Origin of the sequence: Bacillus sp. NSP9.1, from assembly GCF_000465465.2 — a bacterium.
GTDB classification, from domain to species: domain Bacteria; phylum Bacillota; class Bacilli; order Bacillales; family Bacillaceae; genus Bacillus; species Bacillus sonorensis_A.
Map to the genome: position 1 here is coordinate 2,843,636 of NZ_CP048273.1, position 19,999 is coordinate 2,863,634.

Here is a 19,999-nt window from a genome sequence, read left to right on the forward strand (position 1 = left end):
TATATGGAGATGATGAGTCATAGGTTCTTAATTTTGATACCAGTTTACACTGTGTTTGGGTGGAAGACAAGCACTACGCCGTCTTTTCGTCCGTTTTCACTGAAAAATGCTTATTTATGTTTTGGTACGAGCTTGATGAGATGGGTTTCAGGTCGCGCCCCGAGCCTTAACGGAAGCTTAGTCGTCCCATAGCCGTTGCTGATCAGATAATATGCTTTGTGAACGGTTCCCGTTCCCCCTTTTTCATAAAAGCCCAGCCTGCCGATGCGAATTTGCCCGCCGTGTGTATGTCCGCTGAATACGGCGTCAATTCCGTCGGTCTCCTGTATTTGATGATGAATCGCCGGATTATGTGATAATAAAAGGGTCGGAGCCTCCTTTTGGATGCGGCGCACCGCCTCCTGATAATCATCCAATTCAAGCCTGATATCGTCGACTCCGCAAATATTGATGACTTCACCGTCATGATCGTATAAAACCGATTCATTGCGCAAGGCCGTGACACCATACTTCTCAAAAATAGCGGACAGCCTCTCCTGATCGACTTCATAATCATTGTTTCCCCACACAAAATACGTTTTTCCAAGGCTTGAAAGCCTTTTGATATTGTCTTCAATCGCCTGAAATGAAACGCCCTCTTCCGCCAGGTCGCCGCCGATGAACACGAGCTTAACCTTCTGCTCTTTCACTTTTTCAATGATTTCACTGCTGACGGTTCGTCTGTGAATGTCCGAAATAAAAAAGATGTTCAGCGGCTTTTTAAGTCCCCCGATCGGAAACAGACAAGAGACGATCCTCTCTTCTTTGGCGATGGCCGACATTTTCCAAATAAACGCGATGCCGCAAATCAACGCAACCATTAAGATGAGTATACAGATCATACCGATTCTCCATTCATTTTGGCTTTTTCTATAAGACGCTCTGATAAAAAAAGACGTTTCTCTTCTTAAGAAAACGTCTTCTTTCTTTTATTTGCTTTCGAAATAAAGGTTGATGTCATACTCTTGTTTCATGATCTTAAATACCGTTTCCCTTGATTTCCACATGTCAGGCTGAGGCCATAAATCCGTGCTTTTCTGAATAATCTCGCATCTCAGCTTATGGAATTCCCCCTCCGCTTTATCTTCCTTCTTTTTGAAATAATAAGCGGTGCTGTAGGCGAAAGCGGCCGACATGATCCAAAACAGGTAAATCGAATCATTGAGCACCTCGGATAAAAAACCGTTTTGCCCCAGTCCTTTCGCAGCAAGAAACAAACAAAACGAAGCGGCGCAAATCAGGGCGGCTGCCTGCCATCTGATTGTCTGCTTTCGGTAGTTTTCATACTTTCGCTTCCTTTTAATCAAACCGCGGAGCATTTGTATTGTAGGTTCGTCGGTAAAACGATCCAGTTGATCAAGCGCGCTTCCCACAGATCCTCACACCTTGTCCTATTTGTTAGTACAATGTATATGAAGATGCCGCGGGGATCATGCCATGGTTAATAAAAAGGGATATCCAGCACCTGTCCCACATAGACATCGTTGCCGGATAATCCGTTGTAGTTGCGAATGATTGCTTCTCCTGACCGATCCTTATAATATTTCATGGAAATTCTGAAGAGGTTTTCTTTTTCAGCGACCGTATGCTGAATCACCTTTTTCGGCTTTGGTTCGGGGGATTTTTGCGCCGGCTCTGATCTAGCTGTGTTTTTCTCTGCTGCCGCCCGCTTTTCCGAAGTTTTGGCTGTTTCTTTTTCTTCAGGTTCAGGCGCAGCCTTTTTTTCGGCCGGCTTTTGTTCAGCTTTTTGCTTTGGCTTCTCTTGCTTTTCGGCTTTTTCACTTTCCTTCGGTTTTTCTTCTTGGGAGGCAGCTGCAGCGGACTGGGCGTCTGCTTTTTGATCAGCCGACTGGCCGCTGTCTTGTTTTTCATTGAGCATCCCTGTCTCCCCCGATTTCTCATAAAACACATCATCATACTGGCCGGGCTCAGGATCGGAACCGTTTTGGTTCAGCATATACATGAACACAAGAAAAACGATGATCGGGATGAAAAAAAACATGACAGCAAGCGATGTAAATAAAGGATTTCTGTTTTTATTCTTTTTCCGGCTGTGTTTCTTTTTTTCACGATAGGACTGCCTGGATGGGAGCTCATCAGAGATCTCCGGCTCCGCCGGAGGCTCCCAGCTGAAGTCAGCCCGGGCTTTCTCCTGCTCCTGTTTCTTCCTTTTCCTCTCTATCCTGGACATCTCCGCCATGTGAACTCCTCCTTACATGTAGAAAACGAATCTGGCACGCAAATACAACATCAATCAAAAAATGCGCCGTGACAGGTACGAATAAGTTATCTGTCTGTTGAAAGCTCAGTCCGAGCAAAAAGCTGATCGAAACAACCATGACAAAAAGCAGCCATTTTTTCAGATAGCGAAAATGCAATATCGCAAAAATGATGCTTGCAGTCCAAATGCCGAAATGAGTCTGGATGACGCCCCTGAACAATATTTCCTCGGTAAACGCGATAAACAGCGTCAGGATCAGAATATGCGGATATGACCGGTTTCGAAAAAGCTTCTCATTAATCCCTTCATCGTCATACATATGCCGGGGAACCCATTTCATCACTGCCAGATCCGCCAGGATCACGAAAAACGCTAATGGAATCCCAAAAGTCAGGATGTTTAGGTCGAACAATTGCCAAAGCGAGAAAAAATCGCCGGCATCGGCAAATAAAAAGACGCCAAAAAGCATGGCCAACACCAGCATCAAAATTTGCGAAAAATAGAGCTGCTTCAACATTTCCCCGTCTGAAAGCCGCCTGATGATGTCGCTCTGTTTTTTCAGCATAACCGATCACGGCTGGCTGCGAATATCCTATCCAATTCCACATTCCAGGCTGTTAATGTATTCATCAATGGACGATCTCCTTTAATTTCATATGCTGCAAGGTCCAATCCGCAATATGTACAACAGGCTGAATCACCCGTTTTTTGCGGCTTTCGTTTTTCATTAAAATAAGCCAGCAGGTTTTCGCGGAAGCATTCTTCGTTTTCGGTGATCGCTGCGAAACCCGCCATCTTTTCTAATTTCAGCTGTTTGCGCCTGTCCATTTCCCGGTGGATCAGCTTACGGCCGTCATCGCCTAAATGGCGAACCTTAACGTAAAGGTGTGCGAAATGGCGGGCTTGCGTTTCTGTCAATCCCGATTGTTCGAGGATTTCTCTCAAACTACGTTCATCCTGCCGGTCGGCAAGCTTTTCATATAAAAAGCCGATCTCGCTTTGGCTGAGAGATTCGGTTTCAATCAGCTGTTCTTGAATGCCTTCATCTCCCGGGGCTTTCAAGAGGATGCTGATGCTCTCTTTCCCGTCGCGGCCCGCACGTCCGATTTCCTGCATAAAAGCTTCCGCGGTCTGCGGGAGGCTGAAATGGATCACGTATCTGACATCCGGCTTGTCAACCCCCATTCCAAAGGCGTTTGTACAGCAGACGGCATCAAGCTGATTGCGGATGAATTGCTGCTGGATGAGCATTCTGTCTACCGGATCCATGCCGCCGTGATAATGTCCCATCCTGAGCCCTGTCTCTTCAGCCAGCCTGTCAGCGAGCTCCTCAGCCCATTTTCTCGTGGGACAATAGATAAGGCCCGGCCCTTCCAATTTACGCACCAGTTCAACAAGCCTTTCCGCCTTCTCGGCTGCATCGTGCAACTTTTCAATATGGAGGGCGATATTCGGCCTGTCCACAGAATGAATGATAAATTGGGCTTTTGTCGTCTTGAGCATCCTGGAGATATCCTTTAATGTTTCCTCAGTAGCCGTCGCTGTAAGCGCCAGAGTGACCGGGTGGCCCAGCCGCGTTTTAATGTCGCCAAGCTTCGAGTAGTCGGGCCTGAAATCGTGTCCCCATTGCGAAATACAGTGGGCTTCATCTACGACAAAAAGGCTGATATTCATGGCTTCAAGCCGGCTCATCATCTGCTCGGACTGGAGTGCTTCAGGTGAAATATAAAGGAATTTCAGGCGGTGAAGCTGTCTTAAGATGTAGTCTTTTTCCTGATAGGTCAAGGCGCTGTTATAAGCGGCCGTCCTTTTTTCGCCGCGCATCTTCAGCTGCTGCACCTGATCTTCCATTAATGAAAGCAGCGGGGAAACGATCAGCACCATTCCATCCGCCAAAAACCCGGGGAGCTGGTAGCACAGCGATTTCCCTCCTCCAGTGGGAAGCATCGCTACCGTATCCCGCCCTTGCAGAACGCTTTTGATGATCGTTTCCTGTCCCTTTTTGAACGAGCTGTAGCCGAAATGGCGGCGAAGGGCCTGATGCAGCTTATCCATGGCGGCTCACCGTTTTCGACAGGGCCAGACGGATTTTAAAATAGCTGAATCGGCCCCCAAGACCTTCTTTAATATGTCTGATTTTATTCGTTTGATTGGTTTGTGCATAATCGGCAATGATTTTCTGCTCCTCTTTTGAGACATAGCTTTCAATGGAAAAAGCCGGGTCATGAATGGCGATTTCCACGATATGATCCTCGATCGTCGCCTTTTTCAGCTTCCGGATTTCCGCAATCCGATCGATGGATTTGCCTTCTTTCACGAGAAACAGCGTTTTTCTCGTCGATTGTGTCAGCGCATCTTTCAATGGGATGTCTTGAATCAGCGATTGCAGAGCAGGACTTTCACCATTTTGGGCGGATTGAATAAAATAGTGCAGCACATCCCAAAACAGCGCATATATGTACCATTCATCACGATGCATCTTTTCCGCAAGCTGTTTAACAGTAAAGCCGGCCTTTTGAGCCGATGTCAAAGAATGCACAAAAACGGAAGCCTGTTCGTGATGGTTCAATGCCTGAAGCCTTTCTTCCAGTTCCTTGTGAAGGCGTGCGGCCGTTTCTTCGGAATTGCGGTTTTTCAAATAGCGCTTGACCCAGTTTTGAATCTGGTAATCTTTTGTGATCGGCAAATAAACGCGCACACCGTGAAGCCTGTTTGACAGCACCTGGATTAATAGAGACATTCTCGCCCACATGATTTTGGCGGCCGCATGATAATATGCCCCGTGAAAGTGCGGCGGCCATGGATTGATGCTGAAGCAGCTGGCGAGTTCATCCGCGCCGCTCTCAGTGACAGTATAAGTGTCAGTTCCCGTTTTGTCGGCAATCAACGATTCCCGGTTCAATTTTTGAACACTTTCGTTTAACCGGTCTCTCGAAAGGGATGGACAAAATCCGAAATATTTTGAGACGGCAAACAAACCGGCGTCTTGTATCGTCTGTGACGATCTTTTCCCTTTTAATAAATGAAACACGGCGCTTTTCGACCGCTCTCCTTTCATAGACGAAAGGATGTCGAGGACAATGGCGTCAAAAAAATGAACCGACATAGCATCACCTGCATTCTTTTAGGACAGCATTCGAGATTTTTCTTCTTTTATTTTAACAGATTTTGCGGAGAAATCGATGTTTAAACTCATTTAAAAGGGGTATGTTAGCAGTAGAACCCTTATGTGATAAGCATTCTCAGTATTTTTGAGTTGAAATGTCAGATTAACACCATTACAATAAGGAATGGGAATAGGTTTCATATCGGATAGATAGAGGGTTAAACCATTTGTTCCACCGAAGAACAATCTGGGAGGTTTTTTATTCATGCCAAAATATACAATTGTAGACAAAGATACGTGCATCGCATGCGGTGCTTGCGGTGCAGCGGCTCCTGATATTTACGACTATGATGATGAAGGAATCGCATTTGTCACGCTTGATGATAATCAAGGTGTCGTCGAAGTTCCTGATGTCCTGGAAGAAGATATGATGGACGCGTTCGAAGGCTGCCCTACTGACTCAATTAAAGTAGCGGATGAGCCGTTTGAAGGCGACCCGCTTAAACACGAATAGAGCAAACAAATATCCGGCGCTCCTTCCGCCGGATATTTTTAAAGCAAAGCCCGGCGTTTCCCGCGCCGGGCTTCTTTATGATTATAATTGTTTGGCCATGCGCACATTTTCTTTCAGCCACGGCTTCAGCTGAAGGAAAATCGCGGTGGACACTAACGCCACTGCAAGGCCCTTGATGATATTAAAAGGCAAAATGCCTGCCAGTATCGTTGTCTTCAGCGCGCCTGCCGATAAAGCCGGAGCGTTTAAGAACCATGTGTAGGCAGGGAGAAACAAGACATAATTTAAGATGCTCATGGAAAGTGCCATCAAAATTGTCCCTGCAAAAAGAGCTGTCACAAATCCTTTGGCGGAATTTGTTTTTTTCAGCAGCAAAGCGGCCGGCATGATAAACAAGACTCCGGCGACAAAGTTTGCCGTCTGGTCGATCGGTACACCTGATGCACTTCCCGCAATAAAGTAATTCAGCACATTTTTCACCGCCTCAACGGCAATTCCCGCCCCGGGACCATACAATATAACAGCGATTAATGCAGGGATGTCGCTGAAGTCGATCTTTAAATATGGAAATGCGCCTAAAATCGGAAAGCTCAGCATCATTAAAATAAATGCAATGCTGCTCAGCATACTGATGGAGACGAGACGTCTCACCCTGGTGTGTTTCATTTTTTGTCACTCTCTCCTTTTCGATCACATCTCACGAAAAGAGGAATGGTTCTTCCCCCGCCTAAACACAAAAAACCCGCTTTTTAACGAAAGCGGGGCGGTTTTAAGACAGGTCGAATAAACGTTTGAAAGCATTTCATTTCAAAACGCGCGGAACCTCCATCTTCTCCCATCCAGACTATACTGTCGGCTTCGGAATCGCACCGAATCCTGCCTTAAAAAGGCTCGCGGGCTTAGAGCGTTTAAACTCATCACCGCCGGTAGGGAATTTCACCCTGCCCCGAAGATTGATCTGTATTTTTTAATTTTGATATTATTATAAATTAATTGTGAAGAAATGTACAGATCGATGCTCATAGGACCAGCAGTTTTCGGCGCAACGCGAGCCGTATGAAGAAAGCGCTATCTCTCATTTGTGCAAAAACCGCACATTCACAGTATTTTCATTTTTAATTTTCGTCTTTTGCCGAAAACTCATTGACACCTTTTATGGAATATGGTAAATTATCAGATATTTATGACGTCTATTTAGGAGGAAATCTTACATGTTTCGAGTATTGGTCTCAGATAAAATGTCAAGCGACGGCCTTAAACCATTAATGGAAGCAGATTTTATTGAAATTGTTGAAAAAAACGTCACTGAAGCGGAAGACGAGCTGCATACGTTTGACGCTCTGCTGGTCAGAAGCGCCACGAAAGTAACGGAAGAACTGTTTAGCAAGATGACCTCATTGAAGATCGTCGCCAGAGCAGGAGTAGGCGTAGACAACATCGATATTGACGAGGCGACAAAACACGGCGTCATCGTCGTCAATGCGCCAAACGGAAACACGATTTCAACCGCTGAGCATACTTTCGCTATGTTTTCAGCGCTGATGAGGCATATTCCGCAGGCGAATATCTCTGTTAAGTCCCGGGAGTGGAACCGTTCCGCCTATGTCGGTTCTGAGCTTTACGGCAAAACGCTGGGCATCGTCGGAATGGGGCGCATCGGAAGTGAGATTGCGAGCCGCGCCAGAGCATTCGGAATGACGGTTCATGTATTTGATCCATTCTTGACACAGGAAAGAGCAAGCAAGCTCGGCGTTAATGCGAACAGCTTTGAGGAAGTCCTGGCTTGTGCGGATATCATTACCGTCCACACCCCGCTGACGAAAGAAACGAAGGGGCTTTTGAATAAGGAAACCATCGCCAAGACGAAAAAAGGCGTGCGTCTTGTCAACTGTGCACGGGGCGGTATCATTGATGAAGCGGCCCTTCTTGACGCGCTTGAAAGCGGACATGTCGCAGGGGCGGCTCTCGACGTCTTTGAAATCGAACCTCCTGTTGATTCAAAACTGATCGATCACCCGCTGGTCATCGCGACTCCGCATTTGGGAGCTTCCACAAAAGAAGCGCAGCTGAATGTAGCCGCACAAGTGTCGGAAGAAGTGCTCCAGTACGCACAAGGAAATCCGGTGATGTCCGCGATCAACCTTCCGGCCATGACAAAGGATTCCTTCCAAAAAATCCAGCCTTATCATCAGTTTGCCAATACGATCGGAAGCCTCGTTTCCCAGTGCATGAACGAACCGGTTCAAGATGTGGCCATCGATTATGAAGGCTCCATCGCAAAGCTTGAAACATCGTTTATTACGAAAAGCCTTTTGGCCGGATTCCTGAAGCCCCGCGTAGCGGCTACAGTCAATGAAGTCAACGCCGGAACCGTTGCAAAAGAACGCGGCATCAGCTTCAGCGAAAAGATTTCTTCCAATGAATCAGGATATGAAAATTGCATATCTGTTAAAGTGACAGGCGATGTCACAACATTTACGTTAAGAGCAACATATATTCCTCATTTCGGCGGACGCATTGTCGCATTGAACGGCTTTGGCATCGACTTTTCTCCAGCCGGACATCTCGTCTACATTCACCATCACGATAAACCTGGGGTGATCGGTCATGTAGGTGCGATTCTCGGAGATCACGACGTCAATATCGCAACGATGCAGGTCGGACGAAAAGAAAAAGGCGGCGAAGCGATCATGATGCTTTCATTTGACCGTCATCTGGAAAACGAGATTTTAGATGAGCTGAAAAACATCGCAGGCATCGTCTCTGTTAAGGTAATCGACCTTCCGTAAACAGTGAGCGGAACTCAGGAAAGTGTCTTTCCCGAGTTCCGCTTTTTTTATGTCGTTCTTTTCAGGAGCTTTCCATAATTTTAAGCGGCTGCCGGGGATAGATCTCATCCCCTTTCAAATCGTTCCACTCCTGAATCCTCCTGACGGTTACACCCATTTTATCAGCAATCTGACCAAGCGTGTCTCCCTTTTGGACGATGTAAGTGCTTTGACCAGCATGACGGCCGTGGTCGCGAAGAAGCAATTTCTGCCCAATGTAGAGATGCGAATCGGCCAGGCCGTTGATTTCCATTAGCTTCTCGACAGATATCCCGTTTTCTTTGCTGATCCGCCACAACGTATCTCCTTTTTGCACGGTGACGGCCCAACCTTTCTCAGCATCCCCTTGCTGAACATGAACAGCATTTTGCTGAAACGCCTGTTCATGGTAAACCGCCAGCGGATTAATCGCATTTTTCTTATTTTCCGTCCATGAACCATGGTGCATTTCAAAGTGGAGGTGGGTTCCGGTCGATATGCCGGTATTGCCGATGATGCCGATTTCTTCACCTTTTGCAACGCGGTCATTCTTCTTTTTCAGACGTTTGCTTAAATGGGCATATACGGTTTCATACCCATTATCATGTTTGATAAAAATCACTTGGCCGTAAGAATCGGATCTGTACGATTTGCTGATCGTTCCATCTGCCGCTGCCAAAACGCTTTCTCCTTCAGGAGCAGCGATGTCCAGTCCTTTATGCTTGCCGCCTCTTGTACCAAATGGGTCGGTGATCTCGCCTTTTATCGGCTCGATCCATTCCGAGGCTTCGGCTGCCGGCGGGTTTAAGGCAAAACCTGATATCCATATTGCTGCTAACAGGAAGTGTAGATGTCTAAGCTGTTTCAAGTGGTCTAGGCCTCCTATTACATGCATCTTTCGGTAAAAATTTCTCTTTTTGGCGACAGCTTAGTATAATTCCAAATCCATTCTTTTTATACATCAAAAAAAGACCCATACGGGGTCTTTTCAGTTTTCTATCGTCATCGGATTCGGCGCATATGGAACCTGTACAGATTTTGACAAGTCATAGCTTCCGATCCTGTCGATTTTCGCATTTTCAAATCTGACTTGATTAAATCCAAAGTCCTTTGCTGTCAGGAGCAGACCTTCCACCATTAAGATGTCATCGGTTTGATTTTGAATGTCTGCAGCGGATGAGAATTGGATGACAAGCTCTTTTCCTTTTTCCTGAACATCTTGAATGAGCTTATCTCCGGTTATAATCGATTTTAAATGAGAGCCGCTTTCCGCTGTTTGCATCATTTTGACCGCTTCTTCTATACTTTGATACGATTCTTGTGACGGTGCGAGAAATCGCTTGCCGTCAGAACTTTCATATAAAAAATAGCCTCTTTGCCCCTGATGTGTGATCGCAATGTCTGCCTCCATTCCAAAAGAATCGTATTCAGCGCCAGACTCGCCTCCGTTGGATGACACAAACAATACAGAGTCATAGGACCCCCATTTAAAGGTTTGATTGATGGTTTCCCTCAACAGATTGAAATCCTCTTCAGAAAGCCCGGGGATCTTTTCATTGACTTGGATCGTCACTTTTTTGCTCTTTTTCTCTTCGCTGAATGTCACCTGATCAAGATAGGAAGTGTTGAATGATGTAAACTGGTCGACATCCAGCCGAGTGTAGGCATCCAATGCATCTTCCATATCATTGATGGCGACGTTTTTACGAAGGCTGATCGGCACAACGACAGACTTGGAATCATCAACAAATGCAAAGGTGATATAGTTGTCTTTTTGCTCGCGCGGGACGACAAAGGTGCTTGAAACTGCTGTGTCCGCGGTATCGGCCATCTCCTTTTTGCCGCTTTGGGGCTGCACCACAGAGGGCATATTCGCGTCAGAACCGTTTTGGGATCTGATTTGGTCGATTAATTGAGGAGACATCAGCATCAGAAGAAAGAGAACTAAAACCGTCGCAGCAACTGCGCCCGCCCGCTTTTTAGGCAATTTATGTTTCGGCTGTGCCAAAACCAACTTTTGATAGATCTGATTTGCCGAACGGTTATCCTTAACCGTTGGAAGTTGGCTTAGTAACGCCTTTAGCCGTTCTTCGTTCCATTCTGACTTCTTCATCCTTTTGATCCTCCTTCAAAAGCTCCATCTGTTTACGAAGCACTTTCAGACCGCGGTGCTGAGTCGTTTTCACCTTGCTTTCAGAAAAGTTTAAGGCTTTCGCCGTTTCTGAAATCGAATAGCCTTGAATGAACCGCAAAACAATGACAGATCTCTGGTCCAGCGTACATTTATCCAGCGCCGCAAAAATTTCTTTCAGATTTTCGCTCTGCATCACGATGTCTTCAGGCAGAGGCTTTCGGTCTTTTACCTCTTGTTTATCCCAGTCAAACGTCCCCAAAATCCGCTGGCGGATCGTCTGCTGCTTTCTGAACCAGTCGATTGCGACGTGACGGGCAATCGAAAGAAGCCAGGTTTTTTCGCTGCTTCTGCCTTCAAATGTCTCATATGAGTTCAAAACGCGGATATATACTTCCTGCACCAAGTCTTCCGCCTGATTTTTGTCTTTTACCATATAAAATAAGAATTGAAATAAATCCTGATGGTATTGATCATATATTTTCTGAAAGGTTTCTTCCACCGGAAACCCCTCCGTTCAATTTATTGTCGTTTGTCAATCGAAAAAAGTTACATTACAACTATTACAACTATATTACGGTTATATGAAATATGGAAGGGGATTTTGATAAAGTTAAGGTTAATTTTAACTAAACTAAAGCATAAAAGCACCCGTTCTAAATGAACAGGTGCCAAGCTTATAAGGAACCCTCGTTTTCACTAAGTGCGCTTTCGTTCTCCATATCGGCAAGTTGGCGGATTCTTTGACATGGACTGATTTCTATCCGTTTATGACTTTAAATCCAATTGTCGGCGTAGCTTTTTTGAGACCCCCTTTCTCTTTTCGTCAGTCACCAGGTGGTACCATAAGCCGTCAACTTTTTTATCTTCACCTTCAATTTCTATTTGTTTAATATCCTGACCAGCTTCTTTATAAGAGCTTTGAATATCGATCATGTTGTCAAGTGTTAAGTTCGTTTTGACGTTTTTTTCTAATGCCGTTAAAATCTCTTGATAGTTTGCTAATGATTTTAATTGTGCACCTTCATGAATAATTTGGTTGATAATCTCACGCTGACGCTCTTGACGTCCAAAATCACCGCGGGGATCGTCTTTTCTCATCCGGGCATATGTAAGAGCGGTCTGACCATCAAGATGTTGTTTCCCTTTTGCTAGATGCACCCCTTCAAGGGTAAAATCAATATGATTATTCACCGTAACTCCGCCAACCGCATCTACAATATCTTTAAACCCTTCCATATTTACTTTGATATAATAATTGATGGGAATGTTCAAAAATTGTTCCACAGTTTGAATAGTCCCTTCAATTCCGCCATAGGTGTACGCCGAATTCATTTTGGAAAAGGTATTCTTAGATTTTATAAATACCCTCGTATCACGCGGAATACTTGTCATTGTCGTTTTTTTTGTCTTCGGATTAACAGTGACCACAATCATCGAATCCGGACGGCCTTTATCACCGGGGCGCTCGTCTATCCCCAATAAAAGAATGGATATCGGATCGTGTGAAGCAGCTGCATTCTCCTTCTCGGATTCACGATGAAGAGGTTCGTACATATGACTGATTGATTTTGCCACGTTACGGTAAATGCCGTAAGACACCAAACCGCCACTAGATATCAATAGAACTAGAACCAGCAATATTATATTTTTCATTTTTAATTTTCTTTTTCTCATTTTCACTATCCCTTCCTTGTCGATGCCTGCTCATATTGCTTCCGCAGTCGAAACCGTTATCGTTCTCTGATTATTGTTGATTTATGAATTCCATCTAAAATGAACCGGCTTTATCGAATCGTGAATGGCTTTCATTTCATACCCGTTTTCTTGTAAGTATTTCAATAATTTTTCCAAATGCGCTTCAGTCGTCGGTTTTTCATGCATTAATACGACAAGCGGCTCAACTCCGGTCAGGTTATTGACTTGCTGAATCGCATTATTGACGAATTGACCATTTGTATTTGCAGACTTCCAGTCCTCTGAATCAACCGTCCAATCCCAAATGTTAAAATGCTCACGCCTAATGACTGCCTGAAATGGACCCGTAATATAAGGCTTTGATCCATATGGCGATCTGATCAAATGTGTGTTGACGTTGGCTGTTTCTTTGATCGTTTTAAGCGTATCGTTCATTTCTGCCGCAAAGCTTTCAGGAGATTGATAGATTTTCGATACTTGATGCGTCACTCCGTGTGACCCAACGGAGTGGCCGTTCTCCACCATTTTCCTCACGATTTCCGGATTTTGTTCGATATTAGGTTTTAACATAAAAAACGTCGCTTTTGCATGATATTGACTGAGCAAACTTAGAATTTTTTCTGAAGCAGCCGGGTTTGGCCCGTCATCAAATGTCAAATAGACGACCTTTCCGATTTCCGGCGGTGTTTGTTTACTTTCCTTTTTCTCTGCTGTATGTTTGCTCCTTTCCGCCACCTGCTCTGAAGCGGCGGCACTTCCTTTTATTGACTTCTGCTTTGAACCTGCAAGTGCATTCCAAGACATGCATAACAAAGTCACACCCAGGACAGTCAGCATACCCAACACTATTTTTCCTAGCCTGTTCAATTTATGAACTTTTCTTGGTGAATTCGACACTTTTTCCAACTCCTTGACTGTAGATATGATCACTAGGTTTCTTGTAAACTCGTCACATACAAATGACAATTTTTTAGTTTTGCTGATTAAAAACAAAGTTTGCTAAGAAGGATGCTCTTTTAATATAAGGGGAAGATATCGCAGAAGTTCGACCAACTTGTAAACAAAATGTCACAAAAAGAAAGAAAACATCATTTTTCGGGGATAGAAAACAGGGACTTATTACTCTGTTTGACATGATGTGATCGTAATCAACAGGAGAACATCACGAGGTAAGAAAAAAACCTTATTTCGGTATGAACTGAAATAAGGTTTTTTAGAGAACAATCGGTTATTTAAATGTGATGATATAAGCTTGATCATCAAAAAATCGCGCTGAAGCACTTTCCGTAGAAGAATACTGGTTTTGCGCATTCACGAGCAGGCTGTTGCCATCGGGACTCCAATATATTTTTGACGGTATGGTGCCGTGGTATACCGGTTCTTCACACAGGATATTTTTTCCTTGAAGCTTACCTGCATAAATACTGTCTTTATCATTCAAAAAGTAAGCGATTTTCTTTCGGTCATTTGAAAATGTGAACGCGGCTACTTTTTCGAGCAGAGCAGAAAGCTCGCCGTTTCGGCGATCGTATTCGTACAGGGTTTCCCCGGTACCGAGGAATACAAATTGATCATTGTTTAACCAAACAGGCTCGCCAAGGCTGTTTTGACGCTTGTCCTGAATATCGATGCGATTGCCGTTAACGGTTCCCATCATGATGCTTTCTTTCTTCCCCATCTGTAACACGGTAAGCAGCAAGCCGCGTCCATTATCAGAGATGTGAACTCCCGTAAGCGAATCTTTCTCGGCAAAACCCTTCAATAAATACGTTTTGTGCGTTTTGGAATCTGTATCGAAAACATGAAGGCTAGTCTGACCATCTTGCCCGGCATCTATGACTAGATAACAAACGTATTTGCTGTTATTTGACCATGAAACATCTTGGACATAAACCTCACTGCTTGAGGCGAAACTTGCGATTTCCGTTTTTTTCCCGTTTACCAACGAGATCAGATTCATTGACGCCTTATTTGATGACACGGTTACCCCGGCGATACTCTTTCCGTCCGGAGACACCTTTAGGTTGGACGTATTGCTTTCAATCCCTTGCAGATTTTCAGCTTTTTCATAAGGGGAGGATAGACGCTGAAGACGGTGTTTTGCACGTTCAGATGTCTCATCTCCCTTGAAAAACCCAACGACGGAGTCCGATGAAGACCATCCAAGCAACTGATCTGCTCTTGGAAGGCGATATATTGTTTTTACTTGAAAGGGGCGGTTCTTCTGAACATTCTCTTCCTTGCTTGGTATAATAATGGTTTCCGAGCGTTTTCCCACATTATAACTGGACACGATAATAACGAGAAACAACAGCACCCCTGCCCATATGATAAATGGTTTGTTCTTCATTATTTCTCAACCTTTGCGTAAGCTAATTCAACCTGAATCGTTGTATCGTTTTCCTTGTAGAACATCTCAATAGTTCCTCCGTGTTCATCAACAATTGTTTTCACAATGCTTAATCCCAAACCTACACTTCCCTCTTCCGTGATCTTTTGGTTGACCGAATAAAAGGGCTGAAACATTTTAGAGTGTTGGTTATGTTCAAATGGAGCACTCGGATTCTTGAACGTAAAAAGAACTTTTTCTCCAACGATCCCGGCTTTAATGATGATTTCCGAATGGGATAAGCTGTATTTGATCGCATTGTCCAGCAAATTGATAAAAAGCTGGCGCAGCCTATTCACCTGACCGTGAACGTATAGATCTTCTTCAATGTCACAGGTGATCGTTTTCTTATACCGTTCCGCCCGAAACTTCATCGATTCGCAAACATCTTTTAAAATGTCCCCTGCGTCGATTCTGGCAAACTGATCATCCTTGGACACTTCCCGGGATACTTCAAGAAGCTTGATCACCAAATTGTGCAGGCGCCGGCTTTCTTCAACAATGTGGTTCATTCCTTTATCAAAAAATACCCGATCCGCTTCCCCTTTTGCTTTTATGATCTCGGCATATCCTTGGATGGAAGTCAAAGGTGTTTTCAGCTCATGCGTCATATTGTCAAAAAAGCGTTTCTCTTGCTCGTTCAGTTCCTTTAAGCGATCCCGATCCCTTTCAATGGTTGAAATCTGTTCTCTAATCCTGTTGATCATATCATTGAAATTGACGGCAAGCTGGCCAATCTCATCTTTTCTCTGAAAGTGGATATCCACATCCAACTTGCCCTTTTTGACTTGTGATGAAGCCTCTGTCAGCTTCACGAGCGGAATCGTGATATGTCTGGAGAGGATATAGGAGAAAAGAAACGCCGCCACAAATATGGCAAGGGCGATGTAAAAAACGATATCGAGAATCTCTCCGCTTTGCTTATAGAGCAGGTCAAAATCTTTCGAAAAACGCAATATGCCTACTTTTGTTCCGTCAATGACAACTGGATATGAGAAAAATACCTCCGCTTTATTTCGATCATAGGTGATATGATAGGCGGTCTTTCCTTTGATAGCCTGTTTAAGATCATCATCACTTCCTTCGGAAAACACCTTTTTGTCGGAAGAAGACAGCAAAGTGCCATCCACGGTATAAACACCGACATTGCTTCCTGTAGAGTGATTTAAATTATCCACCATTTCATCGGCCATATCGCCAAAATAAAGTTCATTGTTTTTATAATGATTGATTAAAAATGCTTGGTTTACATACACGGTACTGTTTTTTTTCAATTCGACCAAATCCGATGTCACAATGTTTTCATTACTCGACCAAATGACGTTCTTGACCGTATGATTGAGCACAAGGAAGGAGAGAGAAAAAATCAGAAAAAAGCCCACAATAAACTTGCCCTTGATGGTGCGTAACACGCTCTACTCCTCCTGCTTCTCGAATTTATATCCGATACCGAACACCGTTGTGATCAAGTCGCTTGCATCAAGCTTTTTACGGAGTCTTTGAATATGGGTATCAACTGTACGTGTATCCCCGGCAAAATCGTATCCCCAGATGAATTCCAAAAGCTCTGAACGCGTGAAAACTTTTCCGCGATGGCCAATCAAAGTCATGAGCAAATCAAATTCTTTAGGAGTCAATTCGACTGCCGTTCCGTTTTTTGTCACAAGCCTTTCACCTGGAACAATCACAATATTTTTAAAGCGAATAACATCCTCTTTTACCGTTTCCTGCTCATTCAAATGATGAGCTTGTTCGAGACGGCGAAGTATCGTACGAATTCGGGCCACAACTTCGCGCAGATCAAACGGCTTTGTAATATAATCGTCGGCCCCGAATTCCAATCCAAGTACTTTATCCGTGATATCTGACTTTGCTGTGATCATTAGTATCGGAATATTGTAGCTCTCGGTTACTTTTTTACAAATATCCAATCCGCTGCAGTCCGGCAGCATCCAATCGAGAAGCAGAAGATCAGGTTTGGATTGATCTATTTTACTCATTCCTAACGAACCGCTATTGACAGTACACGTTTCAAATCCTTCCGCCGCCAGCCCGTAAGAAAGCAAATCAGCGATTGGTTCATCATCTTCAATAATTAGTATTTTGGTTTTATCCATTAAACATCACTCATTCCCTGTCTCATGCGCTTATTTTGCATTGCATCCTTCTATAGAGATTATACATAAATCCAGGCTAAAGTCTTCATTAGATGGACTCCACCTGATTCATTCCTCCCCAATCAATAGGGGATGGCTGCCATACTTCCGCTTTAAGCGGAAGCGGACTTTACGGTTTAGAAAAAAACGGACTGCCTTTATAGGGTATCAGAATGGAAACGACTATTTCCATATGCACTTACGACTATGAAAATTTCCGGCTTTTCGCATTCTCCGCCCGTTTTATTTTCATCTTCTCACTCTTTTAACGACAACGAAGACCTAAATGTTTCAAGGTGAGCGGAATGTTTACAAATTGGTTACATTTTTGCTGAAAAACATAAACACCTGTTCGAAATGAACAGGTGCTCTCTGTTTCTTATGGAACAATATTCTTCGTCAAATTTGGCCAGCATCTTTCCTTTTTCTTGGAATATAGAACGTAAATGTCGTTCCTTCATTCAGCCTGCTGTGGACCGCGATCGATCCGTTGTGCGCATCGACGATGTTTTTGACGATCGCAAGTCCGAGACCTGTTCCGCCTTTTCCCCTTGTTCTCGCTTTGTCGGCTTTGTAAAAGCGTTCAAAGATAAACGGAAGGTCTTCTTCCGGTATACCGCTTCCCGAATCTTTTACGGCAGTCTTCAAGCCGCTTGCGGCGGACTGCACTTCAACATGGACGGTGCCACTTGCATTTGTATGGCGCAAGGCGTTGTCAATCAGATTGGTCAGTACCTGCTCCATTTTGTCCGGATCAAACTCAAATTGCGCTTCCTGCAAATCGAGATTGTGGGAGAGGGTGATCTCCTTGTCTGCTGCCACTCCATAAAACTTGCGGAACACCCTCTCGAAAAATTCTTTGAGCTCAACAGTTTCCACATTTAAGGAAATATGTCCAGCTTCCATTCTGGCAAGATCAAGCAAGTCGTTTACCAATCTGCCCATTCGCAAAGATTCATCATAAATCACCTGGGCGATTTCCTTTTTCTCTTCTTCAGAGCTGGCGATATCATCCACTATGGCTTCGCTGTACCCTTGGAGCATCGAAATCGGTGTTCTCAGCTCATGGCTGACATTGGCGATAAAATCTTTTCTCAGCTTGTCGAGCCGTCGTTCCTCTGTCATATCCCTCAAGACGGCGACAGCTCCGCGCACATGTGCCTGGTTGTAAAGCGGGCTCATTAAGAGCACCCATGACCTTCCCTGCAACGTCATTTCAATCATCTGTTCTTTTTCCGTGCTGACGGTGTTTTGAAACAGTTCCCTCGCTTCGGGAGGCAGCTCATGTCCCTCTTTTACATTCATGTTCTGCTCATAATACCACGCCTGCAAAAAGCGCTCTGCCGGAGGGTTGGTGACAAGGATCGTGCCGTCGATATTGATGGTGATCACACCGTCGGCCATGCTGCTTAAAATGTTTGATAAATGCTCTTTTTCCTGATTTAAAGCCGTAATATGAAACTTCAGCTGGCGTCCCATTTGGTTAAAAGCGATCGCCAACTCGCCGATCTCATCCTGCGTTAAAATCGGAATTTTCGTGTCAAACTTTCCTTTGGCCAAATCCTGTGCACCTTGCCGCATTTTTCTGAGCGGGTAAGTGATCCGGCTTGACAGGAAGAACGCGAAGATCGTCGTCAAAACGATCGCGATCGCCGCAGCAAAAAGGATATATCTTGTCGTATGCTGTGTCGTATCCTTGACGGCGAGAAGCGACTGGGAAATAAACACCATGCCCCCGTTATCGCCTTTCCCGTATGGAACACCGACAATCAGCTGATCGTTTTTATGGTTTTTGAGGGCCAGCCGCTTTTGCACTTTTTGATGATGGGTGAGCGCATCATTCAAATCGGAATCCCGTTTGATTTCCTTTAAAGTGATCTGGGACACCTTTTCATTTTTGCGCGGAGAATTCCAATATTCATCATCACTTTTTATGATCGCGATACTCGTCAGTTCATCCGCAAGCTCCCATGAGATGGACCTGGCGACCTCCTGGTCTTTGTGGTTTTCCATAATCACAGCCACTTTGCTGGCGAGCTTCGTCAGATCGGCCTCCGCTTCATCGACATGGTAGTTTTCAATGAATTCAAGCAGAAAAACGGTAAGAATAAATAAGACAAATGAAACCAAAAGAAGGATGGTAAACCATAGCTTACCAACGACACTCTTCCAAAACTTCATTCGTTTCCGACCTCAAATTTGTAACCGACACCCCACACTGTGACGATTTTTTTGGCCGCCTTCGGAGAGACTTTGTTCAGTTTTTCACGTAAACGTTTGACATGGGTATCGACCGTTCTTAAATCCCCGAAAAACTCATACTGCCAAACTTCTTTGAGCAGCTTTTCGCGGTCGTAAACTTTATCAGGGGTTTTTGCCAAAAAGTAAAGAAGCTCATACTCTTTCGGGGTCAGGCTGACCTCTGTTCCGTCTGCCATGACTCTGTGAGCATCATGGTCGATGGACAAATGAGAAAAAACAAGAACATTCTTTGCTGTTGTATCCGTATTGAGATAAGAGGTTTGCGATGATCTTCTCAAGAGCGCTTTGACCCTCAACACCACTTCCCTCGGGCTGAAAGGCTTGACAATGTAATCATCTGTACCGACCTCAAATCCCTGCACCCGGTTGGCTTCTTCCCCTTTTGCCGTCAGCATAATGATCGGTGTCGCTTTTTTATCTCTGACTTGGCGGCACACTTCGATACCGTCCGTACCCGGCATCATCAAATCGAGCAGGATCAGATCATAGTGGTTGCCAAGCGCTTTTTCGATGGCTTCATCACCGTTTTCGGCTTCTTCAATCACATAATGTTCTCTTTCAAGATACATTTTTAAAAGACGTCTGATTCTTGCCTCATCATCTACTACTAATATTTTTGTCTCTTTTGTCTGTTCCATCGTAAACCTCCTGAATTGAATCTTCTTACATTCATTTT

The 19,999-nt window shown here is 44.5% G+C and carries 19 protein-coding genes and 1 riboswitch; of the genes, 2 read left to right on the plus strand and 17 right to left on the minus strand.

What is annotated here, in order from left to right; all coding sequences use genetic code 11:
- Positions 1–110: 110 nt before the first annotated feature.
- The 6 genes from M654_RS14760 to M654_RS14785 all read right to left on the minus strand — a co-directional run bounded on the left by M654_RS14760 (position 111) and on the right by M654_RS14785 (position 5,366).
- Positions 111–881, minus strand: coding sequence for a metallophosphoesterase (locus M654_RS14760; RefSeq protein ID WP_026587644.1), 771 nt, complete (start codon positions 879–881; stop codon positions 111–113).
- An 87-nt stretch (positions 882–968) separates the two neighbouring features.
- Positions 969–1,358: a YpbF family protein gene (locus M654_RS14765; RefSeq protein ID WP_077737215.1), complete on the minus strand. Its 390-nt coding sequence runs from the start codon at positions 1,356–1,358 to the stop codon at positions 969–971.
- Between the two features lie 122 nt (positions 1,359–1,480).
- Entirely contained in the window at positions 1,481–2,239 is a 759-nt protein-coding gene (locus tag M654_RS14770) for a LysM peptidoglycan-binding domain-containing protein (protein ID WP_026587646.1), read from the minus strand.
- Positions 2,175–2,825: a CPBP family intramembrane glutamic endopeptidase gene (locus M654_RS14775; RefSeq protein ID WP_026587647.1), complete on the minus strand. Its 651-nt coding sequence runs from the start codon at positions 2,823–2,825 to the stop codon at positions 2,175–2,177. The genes M654_RS14770 and M654_RS14775 overlap by 65 nt, the downstream gene beginning before the upstream one ends.
- Positions 2,819–4,315 carry a RecQ family ATP-dependent DNA helicase gene (locus tag M654_RS14780; protein ID WP_026587648.1) on the minus strand — a complete coding sequence of 499 codons (1,497 nt, stop codon included), beginning with the start codon at positions 4,313–4,315 and terminating at the stop codon, positions 2,819–2,821. Before M654_RS14780 ends, M654_RS14775 begins: the two co-directional genes overlap by 7 nt.
- Positions 4,308–5,366, minus strand: a complete 1,059-nt coding sequence (locus M654_RS14785) for a YpbB family protein (protein WP_026587649.1) — start codon at positions 5,364–5,366, stop codon at positions 4,308–4,310. Before M654_RS14785 ends, M654_RS14780 begins: the two co-directional genes overlap by 8 nt.
- Before the next feature lie 265 nt (positions 5,367–5,631).
- Between M654_RS14785 and M654_RS14790 the strand changes: the two genes are divergently transcribed.
- Positions 5,632–5,880 (plus strand): ferredoxin, encoded by a 249-nt coding sequence (locus M654_RS14790; protein WP_003183064.1) that lies wholly within the window; start codon positions 5,632–5,634, stop codon positions 5,878–5,880.
- Positions 5,881–5,961: 81 nt separating this feature from the next.
- On the opposite strand, the gene M654_RS14795 is transcribed toward M654_RS14790, so the two are convergent.
- The gene (locus M654_RS14795; RefSeq protein ID WP_026587650.1) at positions 5,962–6,546 is read right to left on the minus strand and encodes an ECF transporter S component; all 585 of its coding nucleotides are present in this window, start codon (positions 6,544–6,546) and stop codon (positions 5,962–5,964) included.
- Between the two features lie 157 nt (positions 6,547–6,703).
- Positions 6,704–6,838, minus strand: a riboswitch (FMN riboswitch).
- A gap of 253 nt (positions 6,839–7,091) precedes the next feature.
- Between M654_RS14795 and serA the strand changes: the two genes are divergently transcribed.
- On the plus strand, positions 7,092–8,669 hold the full coding sequence (gene serA, locus M654_RS14800; RefSeq protein ID WP_026587651.1) for a phosphoglycerate dehydrogenase: 1,578 nt from the start codon (positions 7,092–7,094) through the stop codon (positions 8,667–8,669).
- Positions 8,670–8,730: 61 nt separating this feature from the next.
- Here the strand turns inward: serA and M654_RS14805 are convergent, their stop codons facing one another.
- From M654_RS14805 to M654_RS14850, 10 genes are all read right to left on the minus strand, one after another.
- Positions 8,731–9,555 carry a M23 family metallopeptidase gene (locus M654_RS14805; RefSeq protein WP_026587652.1) on the minus strand — a complete coding sequence of 275 codons (825 nt, stop codon included), beginning with the start codon at positions 9,553–9,555 and terminating at the stop codon, positions 8,731–8,733.
- A gap of 120 nt (positions 9,556–9,675) precedes the next feature.
- The gene (locus M654_RS14810) at positions 9,676–10,800 is read right to left on the minus strand and encodes a hypothetical protein (protein ID WP_026587653.1); all 1,125 of its coding nucleotides are present in this window, start codon (positions 10,798–10,800) and stop codon (positions 9,676–9,678) included.
- The gene (gene sigX / locus M654_RS14815; protein WP_026587654.1) at positions 10,736–11,320 is read right to left on the minus strand and encodes an RNA polymerase sigma factor SigX; all 585 of its coding nucleotides are present in this window, start codon (positions 11,318–11,320) and stop codon (positions 10,736–10,738) included. Before sigX ends, M654_RS14810 begins: the two co-directional genes overlap by 65 nt.
- 266 nt (positions 11,321–11,586) lie before the next feature.
- Positions 11,587–12,504, minus strand: a complete 918-nt coding sequence (locus tag M654_RS14820) for an LCP family glycopolymer transferase (protein WP_026587655.1) — start codon at positions 12,502–12,504, stop codon at positions 11,587–11,589.
- Positions 12,505–12,576: 72 nt separating this feature from the next.
- Positions 12,577–13,413 (minus strand): polysaccharide deacetylase family protein, encoded by an 837-nt coding sequence (locus tag M654_RS14825; protein WP_026587656.1) that lies wholly within the window; start codon positions 13,411–13,413, stop codon positions 12,577–12,579.
- Between the two features lie 331 nt (positions 13,414–13,744).
- On the minus strand, positions 13,745–14,866 hold the full coding sequence (locus tag M654_RS14830; RefSeq protein ID WP_035428156.1) for a hypothetical protein: 1,122 nt from the start codon (positions 14,864–14,866) through the stop codon (positions 13,745–13,747).
- A complete protein-coding gene (locus tag M654_RS14835) occupies positions 14,866–16,317 on the minus strand; it encodes a sensor histidine kinase (RefSeq protein WP_026587658.1) in 1,452 nt (483 codons plus the stop codon). The genes M654_RS14830 and M654_RS14835 overlap by 1 nt, the downstream gene beginning before the upstream one ends.
- Before the next feature lie 3 nt (positions 16,318–16,320).
- Positions 16,321–17,022 carry a response regulator transcription factor gene (locus M654_RS14840; RefSeq protein WP_026587659.1) on the minus strand — a complete coding sequence of 234 codons (702 nt, stop codon included), beginning with the start codon at positions 17,020–17,022 and terminating at the stop codon, positions 16,321–16,323.
- A gap of 438 nt (positions 17,023–17,460) precedes the next feature.
- Positions 17,461–19,242, minus strand: a complete 1,782-nt coding sequence (locus M654_RS14845; RefSeq protein ID WP_026587660.1) for an ATP-binding protein — start codon at positions 19,240–19,242, stop codon at positions 17,461–17,463.
- Positions 19,239–19,961, minus strand: coding sequence for a response regulator transcription factor (locus tag M654_RS14850; RefSeq protein WP_026587661.1), 723 nt, complete (start codon positions 19,959–19,961; stop codon positions 19,239–19,241). The genes M654_RS14845 and M654_RS14850 overlap by 4 nt, the downstream gene beginning before the upstream one ends.
- Between the last annotated feature and the right edge of the window lie 38 nt (positions 19,962–19,999).

Bases quoted from the DNA above. Each gene is read 5' to 3' on its own strand.
- M654_RS14785 (WP_026587649.1), bottom strand. From the start codon at position 5,366: ATGTCGGTTCATTTTTTTGACGCCATTGTCCTCGACATCCTTTCGTCT.
- M654_RS14840 (WP_026587659.1), bottom strand. From the start codon at position 17,022: ATGGATAAAACCAAAATACTAATTATTGAAGATGATGAACCAATCGCT.
- M654_RS14760 (WP_026587644.1), bottom strand. From the start codon at position 881: ATGATCTGTATACTCATCTTAATGGTTGCGTTGATTTGCGGCATCGCG.
- M654_RS14770 (WP_026587646.1), bottom strand. From the start codon at position 2,239: ATGGCGGAGATGTCCAGGATAGAGAGGAAAAGGAAGAAACAGGAGCAG.
- M654_RS14765 (WP_077737215.1), bottom strand. From the start codon at position 1,358: ATGCTCCGCGGTTTGATTAAAAGGAAGCGAAAGTATGAAAACTACCGA.
- M654_RS14845 (WP_026587660.1), bottom strand. From the start codon at position 19,242: ATGAAGTTTTGGAAGAGTGTCGTTGGTAAGCTATGGTTTACCATCCTT.
- M654_RS14780 (WP_026587648.1), bottom strand. From the start codon at position 4,315: ATGGATAAGCTGCATCAGGCCCTTCGCCGCCATTTCGGCTACAGCTCG.
- serA (WP_026587651.1), top strand. From the start codon at position 7,092: ATGTTTCGAGTATTGGTCTCAGATAAAATGTCAAGCGACGGCCTTAAA.
- M654_RS14830 (WP_035428156.1), bottom strand. From the start codon at position 14,866: ATGAAGAACAAACCATTTATCATATGGGCAGGGGTGCTGTTGTTTCTC.
- M654_RS14790 (WP_003183064.1), top strand. From the start codon at position 5,632: ATGCCAAAATATACAATTGTAGACAAAGATACGTGCATCGCATGCGGT.
- M654_RS14850 (WP_026587661.1), bottom strand. From the start codon at position 19,961: ATGGAACAGACAAAAGAGACAAAAATATTAGTAGTAGATGATGAGGCA.
- M654_RS14810 (WP_026587653.1), bottom strand. From the start codon at position 10,800: ATGAAGAAGTCAGAATGGAACGAAGAACGGCTAAAGGCGTTACTAAGC.
- M654_RS14795 (WP_026587650.1), bottom strand. From the start codon at position 6,546: ATGAAACACACCAGGGTGAGACGTCTCGTCTCCATCAGTATGCTGAGC.
- M654_RS14775 (WP_026587647.1), bottom strand. From the start codon at position 2,825: ATGCTGAAAAAACAGAGCGACATCATCAGGCGGCTTTCAGACGGGGAA.